The sequence below is a fragment of the Natrinema pellirubrum DSM 15624 genome (assembly GCF_000230735.2).
Lineage (GTDB): Archaea > Halobacteriota > Halobacteria > Halobacteriales > Natrialbaceae > Natrinema > Natrinema pellirubrum.
Window position 1 is genome coordinate 3,155,853 of sequence record NC_019962.1, and the last position, 16,242, is coordinate 3,172,094.

Annotated in this window: 19 protein-coding genes; 10 read left to right on the forward strand and 9 right to left on the reverse strand. The window is 66.7% G+C overall.

What is annotated here, in order from left to right:
* Window positions 1-29: 29 nt before the first annotated feature.
* Window positions 30-206 (reverse strand): hypothetical protein, encoded by a 177-nt coding sequence (locus tag NATPE_RS22775; protein WP_006181419.1) that lies wholly within the window; start codon window positions 204-206, stop codon window positions 30-32.
* A 114-nt stretch (window positions 207-320) separates the two neighbouring features.
* Here NATPE_RS22775 and NATPE_RS15245 point away from each other — a divergent pair, with 114 nt between their 5' ends.
* Window positions 321-809 (forward strand): PUA domain-containing protein, encoded by a 489-nt coding sequence (locus NATPE_RS15245; protein WP_006181420.1) that lies wholly within the window; start codon window positions 321-323, stop codon window positions 807-809.
* Window positions 810-844: 35 nt separating this feature from the next.
* Here NATPE_RS15245 and NATPE_RS15250 read toward each other — a convergent pair whose 3' ends face one another.
* The gene (locus NATPE_RS15250) at window positions 845-1,456 is read right to left on the reverse strand and encodes an HD domain-containing protein (protein ID WP_006181421.1); all 612 of its coding nucleotides are present in this window, start codon (window positions 1,454-1,456) and stop codon (window positions 845-847) included.
* 98 nt (window positions 1,457-1,554) lie between these two features.
* Here NATPE_RS15250 and NATPE_RS15255 point away from each other — a divergent pair, with 98 nt between their 5' ends.
* The 3 genes from NATPE_RS15255 (at window position 1,555) to NATPE_RS15265 (ending at window position 3,704) form a co-directional block, all read left to right on the forward strand.
* Window positions 1,555-2,412: an SDR family oxidoreductase gene (locus tag NATPE_RS15255; protein ID WP_006181422.1), complete on the forward strand. Its 858-nt coding sequence runs from the start codon at window positions 1,555-1,557 to the stop codon at window positions 2,410-2,412.
* A gap of 129 nt (window positions 2,413-2,541) precedes the next feature.
* Window positions 2,542-2,922, forward strand: coding sequence for a nascent polypeptide-associated complex protein (locus NATPE_RS15260; protein ID WP_006181423.1), 381 nt, complete (start codon window positions 2,542-2,544; stop codon window positions 2,920-2,922).
* Window positions 2,919-3,704, forward strand: coding sequence for a methyltransferase domain-containing protein (locus NATPE_RS15265; protein ID WP_015299185.1), 786 nt, complete (start codon window positions 2,919-2,921; stop codon window positions 3,702-3,704). The genes NATPE_RS15260 and NATPE_RS15265 overlap by 4 nt, the downstream gene beginning before the upstream one ends.
* Before the next feature lie 415 nt (window positions 3,705-4,119).
* Here the strand turns inward: NATPE_RS15265 and NATPE_RS15270 are convergent, their stop codons facing one another.
* The 3 genes from NATPE_RS15270 to NATPE_RS15280 form a co-directional block, all read right to left on the reverse strand.
* Window positions 4,120-4,428, reverse strand: coding sequence for a transcription factor S (locus tag NATPE_RS15270; protein ID WP_006181425.1), 309 nt, complete (start codon window positions 4,426-4,428; stop codon window positions 4,120-4,122).
* Window positions 4,429-4,563: 135 nt separating this feature from the next.
* The gene (locus NATPE_RS15275; RefSeq protein WP_244880096.1) at window positions 4,564-4,959 is read right to left on the reverse strand and encodes a hypothetical protein; all 396 of its coding nucleotides are present in this window, start codon (window positions 4,957-4,959) and stop codon (window positions 4,564-4,566) included.
* Between the two features lie 172 nt (window positions 4,960-5,131).
* Window positions 5,132-5,386 (reverse strand): DUF5789 family protein, encoded by a 255-nt coding sequence (locus NATPE_RS15280; protein WP_006181427.1) that lies wholly within the window; start codon window positions 5,384-5,386, stop codon window positions 5,132-5,134.
* A gap of 115 nt (window positions 5,387-5,501) precedes the next feature.
* Here NATPE_RS15280 and NATPE_RS15285 point away from each other — a divergent pair, with 115 nt between their 5' ends.
* From NATPE_RS15285 to NATPE_RS15295, 3 genes are all read left to right on the forward strand, one after another.
* Window positions 5,502-6,791 (forward strand): MFS transporter, encoded by a 1,290-nt coding sequence (locus NATPE_RS15285; protein ID WP_006181428.1) that lies wholly within the window; start codon window positions 5,502-5,504, stop codon window positions 6,789-6,791.
* 87 nt (window positions 6,792-6,878) lie between these two features.
* Window positions 6,879-8,042, forward strand: coding sequence for an epoxide hydrolase family protein (locus tag NATPE_RS15290; protein WP_006181429.1), 1,164 nt, complete (start codon window positions 6,879-6,881; stop codon window positions 8,040-8,042).
* Between the two features lie 71 nt (window positions 8,043-8,113).
* The gene (locus NATPE_RS15295; RefSeq protein ID WP_006181430.1) at window positions 8,114-8,617 is read left to right on the forward strand and encodes a DUF5797 family protein; all 504 of its coding nucleotides are present in this window, start codon (window positions 8,114-8,116) and stop codon (window positions 8,615-8,617) included.
* 24 nt (window positions 8,618-8,641) lie between these two features.
* Here NATPE_RS15295 and NATPE_RS15300 read toward each other — a convergent pair whose 3' ends face one another.
* Both NATPE_RS15300 and NATPE_RS15305 read right to left on the reverse strand, forming a co-directional pair.
* A complete protein-coding gene (locus NATPE_RS15300; RefSeq protein WP_006181431.1) occupies window positions 8,642-9,691 on the reverse strand; it encodes a DUF5787 family protein in 1,050 nt (349 codons plus the stop codon).
* Window positions 9,692-9,850: 159 nt separating this feature from the next.
* Window positions 9,851-10,291 (reverse strand): bis(5'-nucleosyl)-tetraphosphatase, encoded by a 441-nt coding sequence (locus NATPE_RS15305; RefSeq protein ID WP_006181432.1) that lies wholly within the window; start codon window positions 10,289-10,291, stop codon window positions 9,851-9,853.
* A 180-nt stretch (window positions 10,292-10,471) separates the two neighbouring features.
* Between NATPE_RS15305 and NATPE_RS15310 the strand changes: the two genes are divergently transcribed.
* From NATPE_RS15310 to NATPE_RS15320, 3 genes are all read left to right on the forward strand, one after another.
* On the forward strand, window positions 10,472-10,807 hold the full coding sequence (locus NATPE_RS15310) for an uS10/mL48 family ribosomal protein (protein WP_006181433.1): 336 nt from the start codon (window positions 10,472-10,474) through the stop codon (window positions 10,805-10,807).
* A gap of 168 nt (window positions 10,808-10,975) precedes the next feature.
* Window positions 10,976-12,304: an amidohydrolase gene (locus NATPE_RS15315; protein ID WP_006181434.1), complete on the forward strand. Its 1,329-nt coding sequence runs from the start codon at window positions 10,976-10,978 to the stop codon at window positions 12,302-12,304.
* 129 nt (window positions 12,305-12,433) lie between these two features.
* On the forward strand, window positions 12,434-13,660 hold the full coding sequence (locus NATPE_RS15320; RefSeq protein WP_015299186.1) for a M48 family metallopeptidase: 1,227 nt from the start codon (window positions 12,434-12,436) through the stop codon (window positions 13,658-13,660).
* A gap of 13 nt (window positions 13,661-13,673) precedes the next feature.
* On the opposite strand, the gene NATPE_RS15325 is transcribed toward NATPE_RS15320, so the two are convergent.
* Window positions 13,674-14,453 carry a DUF4397 domain-containing protein gene (locus NATPE_RS15325; RefSeq protein ID WP_049804901.1) on the reverse strand — a complete coding sequence of 260 codons (780 nt, stop codon included), beginning with the start codon at window positions 14,451-14,453 and terminating at the stop codon, window positions 13,674-13,676.
* Between the two features lie 375 nt (window positions 14,454-14,828).
* The gene (locus NATPE_RS15330) at window positions 14,829-16,232 is read right to left on the reverse strand and encodes a geranylgeranyl reductase family protein (RefSeq protein ID WP_006181437.1); all 1,404 of its coding nucleotides are present in this window, start codon (window positions 16,230-16,232) and stop codon (window positions 14,829-14,831) included.
* Between the last annotated feature and the right edge of the window lie 10 nt (window positions 16,233-16,242).

Consider the following 16,242-nt stretch of genomic DNA (forward strand, 5'->3'; position numbering starts at 1 on the left):
CCCGAACCACACCCGGTTCGGACCGAGAATCAGTTCGGCTGGCGGGTCTGCCAGAGACCGATCACCAGCGCGTAGCCGGTGACAAGCAGCGTCGCGCCGGTAACGAGATAGACGAGCGGACCGGTGGCGATCGCGGCCGGCCCGATCAGTGTCAGGGTCCCGATGACCAGCAGGGCGACCCCGAGACCGATTTGCGTGACGTCCATGTAGGGCCGATACTACTGAAGCAACGATAATAACGTTCTCCATCTCGTTTCGGTCGCGTCGATGGCCGATCGCGGGTCGAAGGGCTTTCGACCCGCCGGCGCAAATTCGGCCCAATGAGCGAGTCAGCAGACGGGAGCGCGGGCCTGCCCCAGCTTCGGACCATCGCGGACTACCAGTTCGGCGCGGACGCCGGGGCGGCACTGTTCCCGCCGGCGGAATCGCTGACGGTCAAACGGACCTCCTCGGGCCGCCCCCAGCAGATCCACGCCGACGCCGGCCGGATCGTCTCCTTCGGCACCGACGGCCGGTTCACGCTCGGCCTCGAGGGCGGTCGCCGGCTCGCGGCCGCGCTCGAGCCGCCGGCCTATCGAGTTGTCGTCGACGACGAGAGCGAACCCTTCGTCCGCGAGGAGAAGAACGTCTTCGCGAAGTTCGTCCTCGAGGTCGGCGACGAGATCCGGCCGGGCGACGAGGTACTGGTGGTCCACGAACGCGGCGAGTTGCTGGCGGTCGGGACGGCCGAACTCGACGCCGACGCTATCCGAGACTTCGAGACGGGGATGGCGGTCAACGTGCGCGAGGGTGCGCCCGCAGAGACGTAGTGTTCGACGGACCGGCAGCCGGTCCGCGAGGACAGCTAGAGCTGACACTCCCGACCGATCTCGCGCTCGTACCGCGTCTTGATCGCCTCGAAGAGCCGCTCGCCGACGGGCGTCCGGAGCCGCGGCGCGGCCGTCGCGAAGAACTCGTCGAGGTTTTCGTACTCGTCGAACGCCTCATTGCGCTCGGTCTCGTCGTAGCGCTCCCCGCGTTCGTATTTGAGCGCCTGCAGACAGTTGTCGATCAGATCCATGTCCTTGACGAACCGCGCCGTCTGAGTCTCGCGGGCCTCGTACGCTGCCCAGAGGGAGCGAAACTCGTCGCCGTCGAACGGCTCGAGTAGGTCCGTGATCGCATCCCGCTCGCGGGCGACTTTCTCGTCGCCGTCGACTCGCTGGTTGTCGTCCTCGGCGCGTGTCGCAATATCGCCGATGCGGGCCTCGCCCAGATCGTGAAGCAGCGCCATCGATACCGCGCGGTCGCGGTCGACGCCGTCGGCCCGGTCGGCATAGTACAGACACAGCGTCGCCACGCCCCACGTGTGGGCCGCGACGGACTCCGGAGAGTCGATCCCGCGGAGATCCCAGCCGGTCCGGCGCTCGTCTTTCAGTTCGAGGGCCTCGAGCAGGGCGTCGAGTTCGTCGGCCATTACGGTCGCCCACGCCCCGACGGGGATTGAAAACGTCGATCGGCGACCCGGGAGTTTGAATGGACTATTATGGGTGCAGGTATGTGTATAGATCACGAATGCCGCAGAAACCAGACCTGAGCGGACAGACCGCGTTTATAACGGGTACCACACGTGGAATCGGGAAGCAACTCGCACTCGCACTCGCCGAGCAGGGCTGTGACATCGTCTCGACGGGCAAGACCGTCGACGACTCGGACTCGGACCTCGAGGGGACGATCCACAAGACCGCCGAGGCCTGCGCCGAGAAGGGCGTCGAGACGCACGCGATCCAGTTGGACGTCCGCGACGAGGACGCCATCGAGGCGGCCGTCGAGGAGGCGATCGACGAGATGGGCGAGATCAACATCGTGATCAACAACGCCTCGGCCATCCAGATGGGCGCGGTCGAGGACCTGCCGGCGAATCGCTACGACCTCCTGAACGAGGTCAACGTGCGCGGCACCTATCTCGTCTCACGGGCGTTCATCGACCACCTCAAAGGCGTCGAGGAAGACGCCTGGATCCTGACGAACGCGCCGCCGGTCGAACTCGATCGCGCCCCGGGGTCGGCCGCTTACTCCTGGTCGAAGATGGGGATGTCGTTCGTGACGCTGTCGATGGCTCAGGAACTGGCCGACGACGAGATCGGCTGTAACACCTTCTGGCCGGTCACTGCGATCGACACGCGCGCGACCCGGTACTTCGAGATGGGGACCGAAGACGACTGGCGAACGCCCGATATCGTCTCGGACACCGTCCTCGAGATCCTGGCCCGTGATCCCGCCGAGTTCACTGGGAACCGCGTCTACGACGAGGACTTCCTCCGGGAGGCCGGCGTCGAGGACTTCTCCGAGTACAACCTCACCGAGGGCGATCCCGAACCGACGTCGGCACAGCTGTTCGATCCGGGCTACTCGCGGCCGGACGACGCCTGAGACGGGCCGCTGTACGATCGGCGGCGCGACCGCGGGTCCTGCGGTCGCGCCGACACTGACGGCCGGGACTGTCCGCCCACCCTCGAGCGAACGACAAACTAAAAGGTCGCCCGTGGCCACGTGTCGAGTATGTTCGGAGGAGGCGGCGGCGGACTCAACCCGCGCAAGATGGAACAGATGATGGAACAGATGGGCATCGACGTCGAGGACATCGACGCCGAAGAGGTCATCATCCGCACCGACGAGTACGACCTCGTCTTCGACGACGCCGAGGTCACCAAGATGGACGCCCGCGGCCAGGAAACCTACCAGGTCATCGGCTCGCCCGAGGAGGTCGAGGCCGGCTCGGCCGGCGGCAGCGCCGACGCCGGGGGCGACGCCGGCTCGTCGATCCCCGACGAGGACGTCGAACTCGTCGCGACCCGCGCCGGCGTGAGCGAAGACGAGGCCCGCGAGGCCCTCGAGGACGCCGACGGCGACCTCGCCGCAGCAGTCGAATCCCTCGAGTGACTCGCGTGAGCGAGGACGAGAGCGCGGACGACGCCGAAAGTGGCACGGATCGTGTCCCGGTCTTGCTCGTCCGCGGCGACCGCGAGTACCTCGTCGAACCCGGCGGCGAACAGGGGACCGACCTCGGCGTACTCGAGGTCCCCGAGGACGTGCAGTCGGGCGACACCATCGAGACGCATCTGGGCGACGAGTTCCAGGTGCGTCGGCTGCGCGGCCCCGATCTCTTTCATCACTTCGAGCGGACGGGCGCGCCGATGGTGCCCCGCGACATCGGGCTCGTCATCGGCGAGACCGGCATCGCCGGCGGCGACCGGGTCCTCGACGCCGGCACCGGAACCGGCGTCCTCGCGGCCCTGCTGGCCCGGGCCGGTGCCGAGGTCGTGACCTACGAACAGGACGCCGAGTTCGCGGACGTCGCTCGCGGAAACATGGCACTCGGCGGCGTGGCCGACGCCGTCGACGTCCGGACCGGCGACGTGACCGAGGAGATCGACGCCCTCGAGCCGTCGTCGTTCGACGTCATGACCCTCGATACGGCCGACGCGCCCGCGATGGTCGAACACGCACCCGACCTGCTGGTCGACGGCGGCTTCGTCGCGGTCTACAGCCCCTTCATCGAGTCGACCCGCGAGGTCGCACGGACGGCCCGCGAGGTCGGCCTCGCAAACGTCACTACTCGAGAGACGATCCAGCGCGAGATGCAGTTCGACGAGCGGGGCTCGCGGCCGACGACCGCACCCGTCGGGCATACCGGCTATCTGACGATCGCGCGAAACGAGTAGTACAGTTTCTCCTTACTCAAATTCCGTATTCAACTCGAGAGAGCAATGGCCGAGAGCGGGCTCCGAGCAACGCGAGGTGCCCGCGATCCTACGGAAGAGCAAACTCTTCCGAGCAGCGAGGGACCGAAGGTCCCTCGAGCAGTCGGCGCTTCACGCCGACGACCTCGCGGACGCTACGCGTCCGCTCAACGGGGGAGGGCAGGCCGTCACTCGATACCGACCGCGAGCGAGTGAAACGAGCGAGCGGGCCGACGACTGACCCGGAGAGCGCGGCGCGAAGCGCCGCGTCGAGGCGAGCGGCCGAAGGCCGCGAGCCAAGGGAAGGAGGAGTGCTTTTAATCGAAATTTTGCCGAGGGACATCGCGAGCGAGGCGCTGAGCGCCTCGCTCGCGATAGACCGCAGAGCAAAATTTCGTTAGTTGTCGTCCTCGCGCCACTTGTGTTCGCACTCGGTACAGATGAAAAAGCGCGTCTCGGACTCGTCGGCCGAGCGGATCTGTTGCATGTACCAGTGGGCACGGTCGTTGCCACACTCGGGACAGATGGCGTCGGTCTCGGGCAGCGAGGTCTCGCCGGAGGACTCGATGATCTCGCCGACTTCCTGATCGTCGGTGATGACGTACTGGTCGGCGTCGCCTTTCGGCTCCGTGTATCCACAGCTGCCACACTCCCAGAGGCCGTCGTCAGCCTTCATCATCGAACCGCATTCGTCGCAGAATTCCATACGACTCGGTTGTCACTCACTCCGGTTAAGTGTGTAGAAACGCAGCTGTCCTGCGAGCGGGACGTTGACTGGGTGATAGCGTCGGTAGCGAGGCGAAAGCAACGGATCAGCCGAGGGAGCCTGGGCGTGACCTCATCACACTGCCCACCTGTAGGTCCGTTCGATCGCCTCGTGGATCGCAAACACGAGACCGACGGCGAGAACCAGCGTCTGGTAGTCGGAAAGCGAGACGACGGTGGAGTCGATGTATTCGGTGATGAGGACCGTGGATGCAACCACTACAACAGAGACCGAGTCGTGTTTATCGGCGAGGGCTTTCTCACCGTCATCGGTTCGGTCGTCTCGAATCGAGTTTCCGGAGAGCGCTTCGTATAGCCGTTCGATCGTCCGATGAACACCGACCAGAACGAGTACGAGGAGAACGAACGACCAGACTATCGACAGTTCGATCACGGTCGAATTGACGTACACGAGACAATATCCAGAAATGAGAAGCGAGACGATATCGAGACCGGTTCGTCTTCTGCTCACCGTCGATCGTCTCTAGAAGTTCGCCACTCTGTTATATTTCCAACTATACGGAGACAAGATCTATGGATGGATCCCCTGTTCCGTTGTGGCGGTTCCTCGTCAGGAACCCGGGACGTCAGTCGGGACTGACAAACGAGAAGTACGTACCGAGTGACTGCAGCGTCTCATCGGTCTAGCCCTCGCCTTCGGACTGGTAGGGCTCGCCGACGGCTTCCCGTGGGAGGACGTTATTGAGTTCCGACTGGAGGTCCTCGGTCGACTCGAAGCGGTCGCTGTCGCTTTTCGCGACGAGGTCGCCCAGGTTCCGCTGGCCGTCGGCGAGCAACAGGGTGACGTCCGCGAGTTCGGACGCGGCGCGGTCGGTGGTGATCGGGTACTCGAGGTTCTCAAGGACGGAGTCGATCCGGCTGAGTTTGACGTCGGGCATGGACGAACGGAGGCGGGCCAGCGGCTTGTAGCTCCGCGACGCTCCCGCGGACTATCCATTCGATCGACATTTCGGTTCGAAACTATAATCGGTCGGGATCACGCAGGTGTTGCCAATGCGGAGCGTGGTGGAACGTCTCGTCGCGCCCTTCGCCGTCGATCGACGGGTCCTCGCACTGGCGGGCGCCCGCATGGCCGACGGGATCGGCAACTCGTTTCTGATCATCGTCATCCCGCTGTACGTGACCAGCGGCGTCGTCGGCGGGACGGCCTTCGGTCTCGGCGAGTCGCTGCTCATCGGGGTGATCCTCTCGCTCTTTGGCTTTCTCAATAGTTCGTTCCAGCCGTTTACCGGCCGGCTATCGGATCGGCTCGGCCGGCGCAAGCCGTTCATTCTGGTCGGGCTCGCGGGCCTCGCGATGACCAACGTCGCGTACGTCTTCGCGGAGACGTACCTCTCCTTGCTGGTCATCCGGGGGTTACAGGGCGTCAGCGTCGCCTTCATCATCCCGTCGTCGGTCGCGCTCGTCAACGAACTCGCGACGACGGGCGACCGCGGCGGGAACATGGGCGTCTACAACACGTTCCGACTGATCGGGTTCGGCGCCGGGCCGGCGGTGGCCGGCGCGGTCGTCAGTCGCGGGCCGTACGCGCTCCCCGGCGACCTGGCGGTCTCCGGGTTCGACGCCGCCTTCTACGTCGCGACGATCACCGCGACGATCAGCTACGGCATGGTGACGGTACTGGTCTCGGACCCCGAGTCGACGGCCGCCAACGCCGGCGCGGACCTCTCGATCCCGATCCTCGATCGGACCGGCCCGAACCTGCTCGATCCGATCTTCACCCTCGGGGTCGCGTCGTTTTTCATGGCGACCGCCATCGCGCTGTTCGCGACCATCCAGCCGCAGGTCAACGCCCGCCTCGAGCAGGGGGCGACCTGGTTCGGCCTGCAGTTCGCGGGGTTTATCATCGCACAGGTCGCGCTCCAGACGCCGATCGGGCGGGCCTGCGATCGGTACGGCCGGCGGCCGTTCATCGTGACTGGGATGGCACTGTTGATCCCGACGACGCTCGTCCAGGGCTTTCTGCTCTCTTCGGCGCTGATGTTCGTCGCCCGCCTGTTTCAGGGGATCGCCGCCGCGATGGTCTTTGCCCCGTCGCTGGCGCTGGCCGGCGACCTCGCCGGCGAGGGGGAGTCAGGCTCGAAGCTGTCGGTGCTGACGATGGCTTTCGGCTACGGGATCGCGGTCGGGCCGCTCTCCTCGGGCGCGCTGGTGCGGTTCGGCTTCGAGACCCCGTTCGTCTTCGGCACCGCGCTCGCCGTCCTCGGGACGATCCTCGTCTACACGCAGGTCGAGGAGACCCTCGAGACGACGGTCCCGGTTCCGGTCATCGGTGACGATTGACGATACGCCTTTGTGACGTGGCCGAGTCGAATCCGGTATGCGGGTCGGTATCACGAACGATGGCGGAACTCGAACCGGGGTAGCGACATGACGACGGACGCCGACGACTCGATTCGACCGTTCGAGGTGTCGGTCGGCCGGGACGAGATCGACGACCTCCGGACGCGCCTCGAGCGGACCCGCTGGCCGGACCAACTCCCCGAGACGGGCTGGGCGGACGGGACCGAGCGCGAGTTTCTCCGGGACCTCTGTGCGTACTGGCGCGCGGAGTTCGACTGGGCGGCGTTCGAGGACCGGTGTAACGAGTTCGACCAGTACGTGACGACGATCGACGGGCAGCGGCTGCACTTCTATCACGTCCGGTCGCCCGAGTCGGACGCGACGCCGCTCGTTTTGAGCCACGGCTGGCCCGGCTCCGTCACGGAGTTCCTCGACGTTCTCGGGCCGCTGACGGATCCGGCCGCCCACGGCGGCGATCCGGCCGACGCCTTTCACGTCGTCGCGCCCTCGTTGCCGGGCTTTGGCTTCTCCGGCCCGACCGGCGAGCGGGGGTACGACGTGCCCCGCATCGCCGACGTCGTCGCCGACCTGATGGCCCGGCTCGGCTACGACCGCTACGTCGCCCAGGGCGGCGACTGGGGCGCGCTGGTCGCCGCGCTGCTGGGTGCGAACTACCCCGACCGCGTGGACGCGATCCACACGAACATGCTGTTCCTGAACCCCTCGTCGCTCGAGGCCGATGACCCGACCGACCTGCTCGACGAACAGGGGCTGGCTGACTACCAGGAGACCGCGGCGTTCCGCGAGACCGAAACCGCCTACCACGAGATCCAGGCGACCAAACCCCGGAGTCTGGCCTACGGACTCACCGACTCCCCGGCCGGGCTGGCGGGCTGGATCGTCGAGAAGTTCCGGGCCTGGAGCGACTGCGACGGCGACCTCGAGTCGTGGATCGACCGTGACCGGCTGCTCGACAACCTGAGCGTCTACTGGCTGACCGGAACGATCGGCTCTTCGATGCGACTCTACGCCGAGACGGACGTGGGCGCGGCGACGCCGGATTCGGTCGACGTGCCGACGGGCCACGCGCGCTATCCGGCCGAAGTGTATAAGACGCCTCGCGGCTGGGCCGAGGCGGTCTACGACGTCGAGTACTGGTCCGAACAGCCCGAAGGCGGGCACTTCGCCGCCATGGAGGTGCCGGAACTGTTCGTCGAGGACCTGCGAGCGTTCGCCGGCGAGTTCGGCTGAGGGCGGGACGGAGTCGCTCGAGCCGCGGCGGGACGCAACGCAAAAGTACCGGATCCCCATACGGTTCGACGATGACGCTCTCGGAGGAGGCCCAGGACCGGTTGGCGGACGTGGTGGAGCTACAGCCGACGAAGAACGGCGAACTGCAGGAGCGGTGGGGGATGGAGAGCGGCAGCGAGGTCCACCAGTACCTCGAGAACGAACTCGGCGATTACTACTTCCGAGACGACAACAGTCTGATCCGAGCGACCGCCGAAGCCGCCGACCTCGTCGACGTCGAGCCGGGGATCGAGAGCGACCCGGACGACGAGGGGGTCCCCTCGAAGGTCCGCGTCCCGGAACTACAGGCGCGGATCGTGGCGGTACTGGCCGGCCCCGACGAACGCTCCGAGAGCGTCGTCTCGGTACTGCACAAACTCCGGGACGAGTACGACGTCGACGCCGAGGCCGAGGACGTCCGGTCGGGTCTCCAGAGTCTCCGGCGAAAGGGTGTCGTCGAAGTCGAGTACCGCACCGTCCCCACGTTCCGGCTGGCCGTCGAGCGTGCGGACCTCGAGGTCGCCGTCTCCGACTGACTCTCCGTTTCGAACGGTCGATGACTACAGCTCCGGCCGCCGTCGTCGCCGGCGCTCCGCGAGGATTCGCTGGACCCGTTTTCCGGGCCCGCCCTCGATCGGCCAGCCGCGGGTGCGCCAGGCCGGCGGTTCGGGCTCGAACTCGCTGCAGGAGCCGGCGCATTCGGCGGCCGTCTGGCACCGCCCCTTGGCAGTGCAGTACGGCAGCGCCTGCGGGCCGTCGGGCGCGCGTAGTTCGAAGCGTCGGCAGTCGGGCCGCATCGTCTCGACGAAGGAGCGCCAGCCACGCTCGTAGGCGCGCTCGGCGATGGCGAGGCGTTTGTCGGCCTTCCAGTCGGGGCCGGCATACTCGAACCGGGCCGCCGAGCCGTCTCGTTTACCGCCCTCTGGACGCTCGAGGATGCGGGTTCCCGGTTCCGTCACCGGGAGCGAGCGGGGGTACCACGCGACCTCGGCGGTCAGGTCGTCGGGCTCGAGCGCGAGGACCCCGGCTTCGACCGGCAGGTCCTCGAAGAGGACGGGTTCGACGGGGTCGTCCGTTCGACGGGTCGCGACCCAAGCCTCGTCGGCCAGCCCGACGGCCACGTCGTACTCGAGTTGTGATCCGAGCGCGCGGGCGGCGCTGGCGTCTAAGTCGGGCTTGTTCTCGATCGCGACGAGCCGCTCGAGCCAGTCGGGGTAGGCCCATTTTCGCCGGATCTCGATCCGGTTGCCCGACTTGCGGGTCTCGAGGATCCCGCGGTCGGCGGCCTCGTGGATCGACTCGCGGACGTACCGCCACGGGTAGCCCGGATCCGGGAGCGCGTCGCGGTAGTAGCACCACTCGTCGGGGGCGTTCCGGACGACGTGCAGGAGATCGCTATCGAGCCGATCGGGGCCGAACCGGGCGCGGCGGCGCAGCCCCTCGGAGTCGCACTCGAGGACGATCGTGTCCCAGCGGCGGCGGGTCGTCCCGAGTTGGCGGGCGACGAGGACGGCGGTGTCGACGCCGTCGGTTTCGCCGGGCGGCCACTCGCGTTCGGCCCACCGGCAGGTCCGGAGTTCGAACCCGAACTCGGCGGTGTATGCGTCCACGCTCCCCGTTGAATTCGGAGGTGCAAAAACACTGCCCGATCGGCCGACGATCGGGTCGAGCGAACGATATGGGCGATGCTATCGACCGTATTTCGGGGTCGGTCGCGATGCCCGCGTCGCACGACACGAGAGAAGCGACTTCTCACCGGCCGCGACCGGCTACTCCTCGTCGTCTTCTGCCTCGCGTTCGTCGAGGAACTCGTGGGCGTCCTCGAGGATCTCTCTGGGGCCGTCCTGCGTGACGGTGTTTACCGCCTGTTCGTAGTCGCGCCACTGGAGGTCGCGATGTTCGTTCGATAGTTCCGCGCTGGCTTCGAACGACTTCGCGATGAAGAGATGAACGGTCTTGTGGATCGTCTTGCCGTTCGCCTCGAAGACGTAGTCGTAGTCCTTGCGAAAGCCGTCGAGTAGTCGGAACTGTTCGATACCTGCCTCTTCCGTTACTTCGCGGATAGCCGTCTGCTGAAGTTCTTCGTCTCCTTCGACACCGCCCTTGGGAAACTCCCAATCGCCCGGGCGGCTCTTGAGTAGAAGATACTCGCGCCGGCCCCGCGTGTCGCGGAAGAGGATCGCGCCTGCGCTCGTAGCTTCGACTGCCATTAGGTGGGCTAACAGGTGCGACGTTAAGAGAATATCGGACTGTTCGTCCTACGGACACGGATCCGACCGGATTGTCACGCACGAAACGGGCGATCGTCTGCAGTCGTTCACTGTCGTGCCAGCGACGCGTCTCAGCAGGTTTTTACGCGCCCGTCGCAGACGTATGCGACAGCACCAGCCATGACCTTCGTCACCCGTCTCACCCTCCAGAGCGGCGATCGCGCCGCGCTCGATGGCATCGTCGAGGACATCAAAACCACCGCCGAACGGAAGGGGGCGGCACTGAAAGGTCCCCACTCCCACCCGCCGGAAAAGCTGTCGGTCCCCCAGCGTTGCCGGCTCCACGCCGACGACGACCGTCACTTCGACTCTTGGGAGTACACCGTCTTCACCCGCGAACTCGAGATCCACGGCCACGACGACCTCGCGCGCAACATCGCCTCACAGAACTTCCCCGACTCGGTCCACATCGAGGCCGAGGTCGAGCAGATCCACGGGGCCGGCCGCAGCAACTGATACGGTCTGCTGTAACGATTTCCCGGTGAGACCGCAGGACGATCGCGGTCCAACTGGTAATGACTTACAGTAGACCGTATGAACGAGCGCGGGCCTCGCGTCGTCTCCGGATCGTCGCATGCCGAAATCGTCGGGAGGGCTTTTGGTCGTTCACGACGAGATGATCGTATGACCGCAGACGACCTCGTTACGCTGCGTCGAGACCTGCACCGAAAACCCGAACCAGCCTGGCGGGAGTTTTACACGACTGCACGGATCGTCGACGAACTCGAGTCCCGACTGGGCGACGACCTCGCCGAACTCCACGTCGGCCCCGAGGCGATCGCCGGCGACCACCGGCTGGCGGTCCCCGAGGAAACCGAATTCACCCACTGGTACGAACAGGCGCGGGACGCCGGCGTCGACGAGGCCACCCTCGAGCGACTGGACGGCGGGTATACGGGTGCAGTGGCCGTCCTCGAGCGCGGCGAGGGACCGACCGTCGGCCTTCGGGTCGACATCGACGGCCTGCCCCAAACCGAGTCCGACGACCCGAGCCACCGGCCCGTCGACGAGGGCTTTCGCTCCGAACACGAAGGGGCGATGCACGCCTGTGGCCACGACGCCCACGCGACGATCGGGGTCGGCGTCCTCGAGCGGATCGCGGAGAGCGGTGCGGGACTCGACGAGTCGCGATCCTCGTCGGAACAGCGTTCCGACGTAGATTTCGCGGGCACCCTCAAAGTCTTCTTCCAGCCCGCCGAGGAGGTCGTCGGCGGTGGGAAGGCGATGGCCGAGAGCGACCACCTACAGGACGTCGACTATCTGCTCGCGGCGCACATCGGTCTCGACCACCCGACCGGCGAGATCGTCGCCGGTATCGACGGCTTCCTGGCGGTCTCGCACCTCGAGGCCGAGTTCACCGGCGCGTCGTCCCACGCGGGGGGACACCCCGAGCAGGGCCGCAACGCCGTCCAGGCGATGGCGACGGCCGTCCAGAACCTCTACGGGATTCCACGGCACAACGACGGCGCAACGCGGGTCAACGCGGGCGTCGTCGAGGGCGGCAGCGCGGCCAACGTCATCCCCGCCGACGCGCGGATCGTCGCCGAGGTCCGGGGTGAGACGACCGACCTGATGGAGTACATGAAAGGGCGGACCCGGCAGGTCCTCCGGAGCGCCGCCGCAATGCACGACTGCGAGGTCGAAATCGAGATCGGTGCGGAGGCCCCCAGCGCGACCAGCGACGAGGAACTGGTCTCGATCGTCGCCGACGTCGCCGGCGAGACACCCGGCGTCGAGCGCGTCCTCGAGCGCGACGAGTTGGGCGGCAGCGAGGACGCGACCTACCTGATGCGAGCAGTGCAAGAAAACGGCGGCAGTGCCTGTTACGTCGGCGTCGGCACCGACCATCCCGGCGGCCACCACACCGCAACGTTCGACGTCGACGAGGCAAGTATCCAACACGGCATCGACACGCTCGCGGGCACGATCGAGCGACTCGGCCACGACCAGTAACCGACCGAGAACGGACCCCGAATGTTCTTGGGTATCCTACCAGTACGGATCGGTGACGGTGCAGTTCGCTGATCCAGTCCCCGGTTTGCGATCGACGACCCGAACGGCCGCGCTCGAGGTGGCCGGTCGGTGATCCGTCCGACGCCCCTCCACCTCGGACTCTGGGTGCGGATGGCGGTCGCCGGAACGCTCGTCGGAGCCGCACAGCTCGTGGTCCTCGCACTCGAGTTCGCCGTCGGCGGGTTCGTCGCGCTGTTTCTCCTCATGGCGCTCGAGGGGGTTCTCTCCGTTTTCTTCGTCCTCTCGCTACTGTTTGCTGGTGCGTTCGTTTGGTGGCTCGGTGTCGCGATAGTGATCCGACGCTACTATCCCGACCGGACCCTCTCGGATCGCATCGCTCACGACGGGACCGCCGACGCAGTCGAAGCCGTCGGTGAGACGTTGCTGTCCGCGGAGGCGATCGCGAACTGGCCGAAAATCCTCGGCCTGCTCGGCGGTGTGGCCCTCGGGACGTTCGTCGGATTCGCGTTCACGGAGGCGGTCGCGTGGCGCTCGATCGTCGATCCGTTGTCCGCCGCCGCTGCGGTCGGCGTCCTCGTCGTCCTCGCACACGTGGCGTGGATCGCCTACTCCGAACGGACCGACGACGCCGCTGCGCTCCGCGATATCGAAGGCGTCGTCCGCGTCATCGATCGGCCCGACGAGGACCTCGAGGAACGCCGAACAGCCGTCCAACGCCGTGTCGACCGGCTCGCCAAGCAGGCCGATCTCCCCGCACCGACGGTCCGTCTTGGCGTTTCATCGACGCCAACGGCGGCGACCGTCGGCTATCGGGCCGGATCGTCCACGATCGTCGTCTCCAAGGGCCTGCTCGAGGCCGTCGATGACCGCGAACTCGACGCCGTCCTCGCACACGAACTCGCCCACGCCAAAAACAGGGACGCGGCGGTGCTGACCGCGTTATCGGTGCCCGCAGCGTCCGCGGCCGCGCTCATCGAGCGCTACGATTTCCACCCGTTTGTGGCCGTCCCGTGTGGGATGGTCATCGTCCTCGTCCGGTGGTCCGTCGCCGTCGTCACCCGCTATCGGGAGTACGTCGCCGACCGCGGTGCCGTCGCGATCACCGGCGACCCCGCGGCGCTGGCAAGCGCCCTCGAGAAACTCGATTCCGCCCTCGAGGAACGGCCCTCGAACGATCTCCGCAAACACCGCTCGACGGCTGCGTTCTCGATCGTCCCGCCGCCGTGGGAGGAACACCGCTTTTTCGACCGTACACGGCGGTTCCTCCACCGGCGGCTGTTCGGCACGCACCCGCCGACGGAGCGCCGGATCGAACGGCTTCGGTCCCAGCGCTGACCCGTCTCGTCGATCAGGCGTCCATGACGACCTCGAGGTCGAACGCCTCGTCGGCGGGAGCCGAGCCGGGCTCGAGGTAGCCGACGGCGAAGGCACTGTAGACGCTGCCGCCCTCCGGAGCGACGTCGAAGGTCGCGACCACGTCGCCGTCGTTGTTCTCGGTCGCGGGTCGGACCTCGAGGGTGTAGTCGCCGCCCGGCACTTCGGTCGCAGCCGCGTCGCCGAAGGCGGCGTCCTCGAACAGGACCGTCTCGCCGTCGCCGACGGTGACGTCGACCGCGGGGGCGTCCGGCGAGGCGTGGACCAACCGCACCCGCGCGTCGTCGCCGGGGTCGCTGACGTCGTCTTCCAGAACTGCCGGCTCGAAGGGCTGGTTCTCGTCGGCCAGTTCGCCCAGCGCCGCGATCGTGAACGACCCCTCGGCGATCTCGAGGTCCTCGTCGTAGACGACGGTGTCGGCGTCGCCGGCCGCGGTGATCATCACCGCGTAGGTGCCCGACTCGAGTTCGAGGTAGTCGCTGACGGCCCGGTAGGGCACGTCCTCGAGGACGGCGTCGCCGTCGACGTAGACGTCGACGTTGGGGGCGTCGGGCGAGAGATGCGCGACCCGGACGTTCGACATCGCGGAGTCCATGCCATCGTCTTCCATCCCGTCGTCGTTCATCCCGTTACCCGAATCGTCGTCGCTCATCTCGTCGTCCTCGTCGCCGCCACCCATACAGCCGGCGAGCGCGATGCCGCCTGCGGTACCGATCAGTGTCAGTGCGCGTCGACGTGTGTGGTTCTGTACCATCATACCCCGTTATTTGACGGATAGGAAAGCCAAGATATCCTAACAGCGTAGGGGAATATTCACGAGAATCGATAGTACGGCTGACCGAACTGTACGCCGGCGGCCGAATCGGACGAATCACTCGAGAACGGAACGATGCGACCCGCTCGAGCGATTGGTGGCCGGGAGCGGGCTCCGAGCCCCGCGAGGAGCCCGCGACCCGGGGAAGGGCAGGCTGTCACCCGGTACCGACCGCGAGCGAACGAAGTGAGCGAGCGGGCCGACGACTGATGTGGAGACCCGCGTAGCGGGTCGAAACGGAAGGAGGAGCGCTTTTCATCGAAGTTTTGCCGAGTGCGGTCGCTTCGCGACCGCACGCAGAGCAAAAGTTCGGCTCTAGTACTTCGGGTCGGCCCCGGTCGTCTCGTAGACTTTCTCCATCAGGTCGTCGCGGCGATCCTGCCAGCCCGCCAGCCCCTCGGGACTGGTCGGGTAGTTCTCGTAGTGGGCCAGGAGTTCGTCGGCGCGGCGCTTGGTCTTGTAGAGGTTCCAGATGGTGCCCCAGTGGCCGCGGCTCTTGACCAGCGCCTCGAGTTTGAGCGTGAGCCCGATGTCGGTACTGCCGGAGTACAGCGCCTCGGCGAGCTTGTCGCCGGGCATCGCGGCGAGCAGCCCCATCAGGTCGTCGACGTCGACGGCCGTCGAGAGGATGTTGTAGACGTCGAGGGCGGCGTAGCGCGCGCCGAAGTGGTCCATCACTCGTTGGTTGTACTCCCAGAGGACGTCCTCGCCGAACTCGCCCGTCTCGAGCGCCTCGATGGCACACTCGGCGGCGTACTTGCCGCCGTAGGCAGCCCCGGCGATGCCGCCGCCGGTGGTGGGGTTGACGTGGCCGGCCGCGTCGCCGATGGCCATGTAGCCCGGATGCACGGCCGAGTCGTAGGGTCGCCGGGTGGGCAGCGCCGCGCCGAGTTTGTCCTCGACCTCGGCCCCGTCGAACTCGGGGCGGTTCTCGAGGTCGCGCTTGAGGTCGTCGACCAGCTGCATGGGCTCTTCCGTCATCTGGAAGCCCAGCCCGGCGTTGATCTCGGTGTCGGTCCGCGGGAAGTACCAGAGGTAGCCCGCCGCGCGCTCGGTCGGCTTGAAGACCAGCGCGTCGTCCCACTCGACCGGCTCCTCGACCTCGACGATCTCGCGGTAGGCCGAACAGAAGTGGCTGTAATCGACGTTGGTGTCGAACGTCGAATCCGAGAAGTCGACGTGGTCCTGCAGCACCGACAGCGAGCCGGCGGCGTCGATGACGATGTCGGCCTCGTAGGTGACCGGATCGCCCTTGCGGATCGCCTCGACGCCCGTGACGCGGCCGTCGTCGTTCTGGCGGACGTTTTGAACGACCGTATCGTAGCGAAACTCGACCCCCCTGTCCTCGGCCCCGTCGATGATCCGGCGGCCGTACTCCCAGCGGTCGATGACGGCCAGTTCGCCCGGCACCGGGATCTCGAGGACGGTGTCTTCCTGCGGGATCTCGAAGCGCCCGTGGTCGACGTCGGTGTTCGTAAAGGCCGGCTCGAGTTTGGACTTCGGGATCGCGTCGGGGAAGGCATCGGCACCCTTCAGCGCGTCGCCACAGGCGATGTGGCCCGCCTCTTCCTCGTCCTTTCGCTCGAGGACGACCACGTCGTAGCCCTCCCGTGCGATGGTCGCTGCCGCGTAGCACCCTGACGTTCCGGCACCGACGACGACGGCATCCGGCGACCGGGTCGTCGCCGCACCCGCGGCCGACTGCTCCTGCGTACTCATACCAACACTC

Bases quoted from the DNA above. Each gene is read 5' to 3' on its own strand.
- NATPE_RS22775 (WP_006181419.1), bottom strand. From the start codon at position 206: ATGGACGTCACGCAAATCGGTCTCGGGGTCGCCCTGCTGGTCATCGGG.
- NATPE_RS15245 (WP_006181420.1), top strand. From the start codon at position 321: ATGAGCGAGTCAGCAGACGGGAGCGCGGGCCTGCCCCAGCTTCGGACC.
- NATPE_RS15250 (WP_006181421.1), bottom strand. From the start codon at position 1,456: ATGGCCGACGAACTCGACGCCCTGCTCGAGGCCCTCGAACTGAAAGAC.
- NATPE_RS15255 (WP_006181422.1), top strand. From the start codon at position 1,555: ATGCCGCAGAAACCAGACCTGAGCGGACAGACCGCGTTTATAACGGGT.
- NATPE_RS15260 (WP_006181423.1), top strand. From the start codon at position 2,542: ATGTTCGGAGGAGGCGGCGGCGGACTCAACCCGCGCAAGATGGAACAG.
- NATPE_RS15270 (WP_006181425.1), bottom strand. From the start codon at position 4,428: ATGGAATTCTGCGACGAATGCGGTTCGATGATGAAGGCTGACGACGGC.
- NATPE_RS15280 (WP_006181427.1), bottom strand. From the start codon at position 5,386: ATGCCCGACGTCAAACTCAGCCGGATCGACTCCGTCCTTGAGAACCTC.
- NATPE_RS15285 (WP_006181428.1), top strand. From the start codon at position 5,502: ATGCGGAGCGTGGTGGAACGTCTCGTCGCGCCCTTCGCCGTCGATCGA.
- NATPE_RS15290 (WP_006181429.1), top strand. From the start codon at position 6,879: ATGACGACGGACGCCGACGACTCGATTCGACCGTTCGAGGTGTCGGTC.
- NATPE_RS15295 (WP_006181430.1), top strand. From the start codon at position 8,114: ATGACGCTCTCGGAGGAGGCCCAGGACCGGTTGGCGGACGTGGTGGAG.
- NATPE_RS15305 (WP_006181432.1), bottom strand. From the start codon at position 10,291: ATGGCAGTCGAAGCTACGAGCGCAGGCGCGATCCTCTTCCGCGACACG.
- NATPE_RS15310 (WP_006181433.1), top strand. From the start codon at position 10,472: ATGACCTTCGTCACCCGTCTCACCCTCCAGAGCGGCGATCGCGCCGCG.
- NATPE_RS15315 (WP_006181434.1), top strand. From the start codon at position 10,976: ATGACCGCAGACGACCTCGTTACGCTGCGTCGAGACCTGCACCGAAAA.
- NATPE_RS15325 (WP_049804901.1), bottom strand. From the start codon at position 14,453: ATGGTACAGAACCACACACGTCGACGCGCACTGACACTGATCGGTACC.
- NATPE_RS15330 (WP_006181437.1), bottom strand. From the start codon at position 16,232: ATGAGTACGCAGGAGCAGTCGGCCGCGGGTGCGGCGACGACCCGGTCG.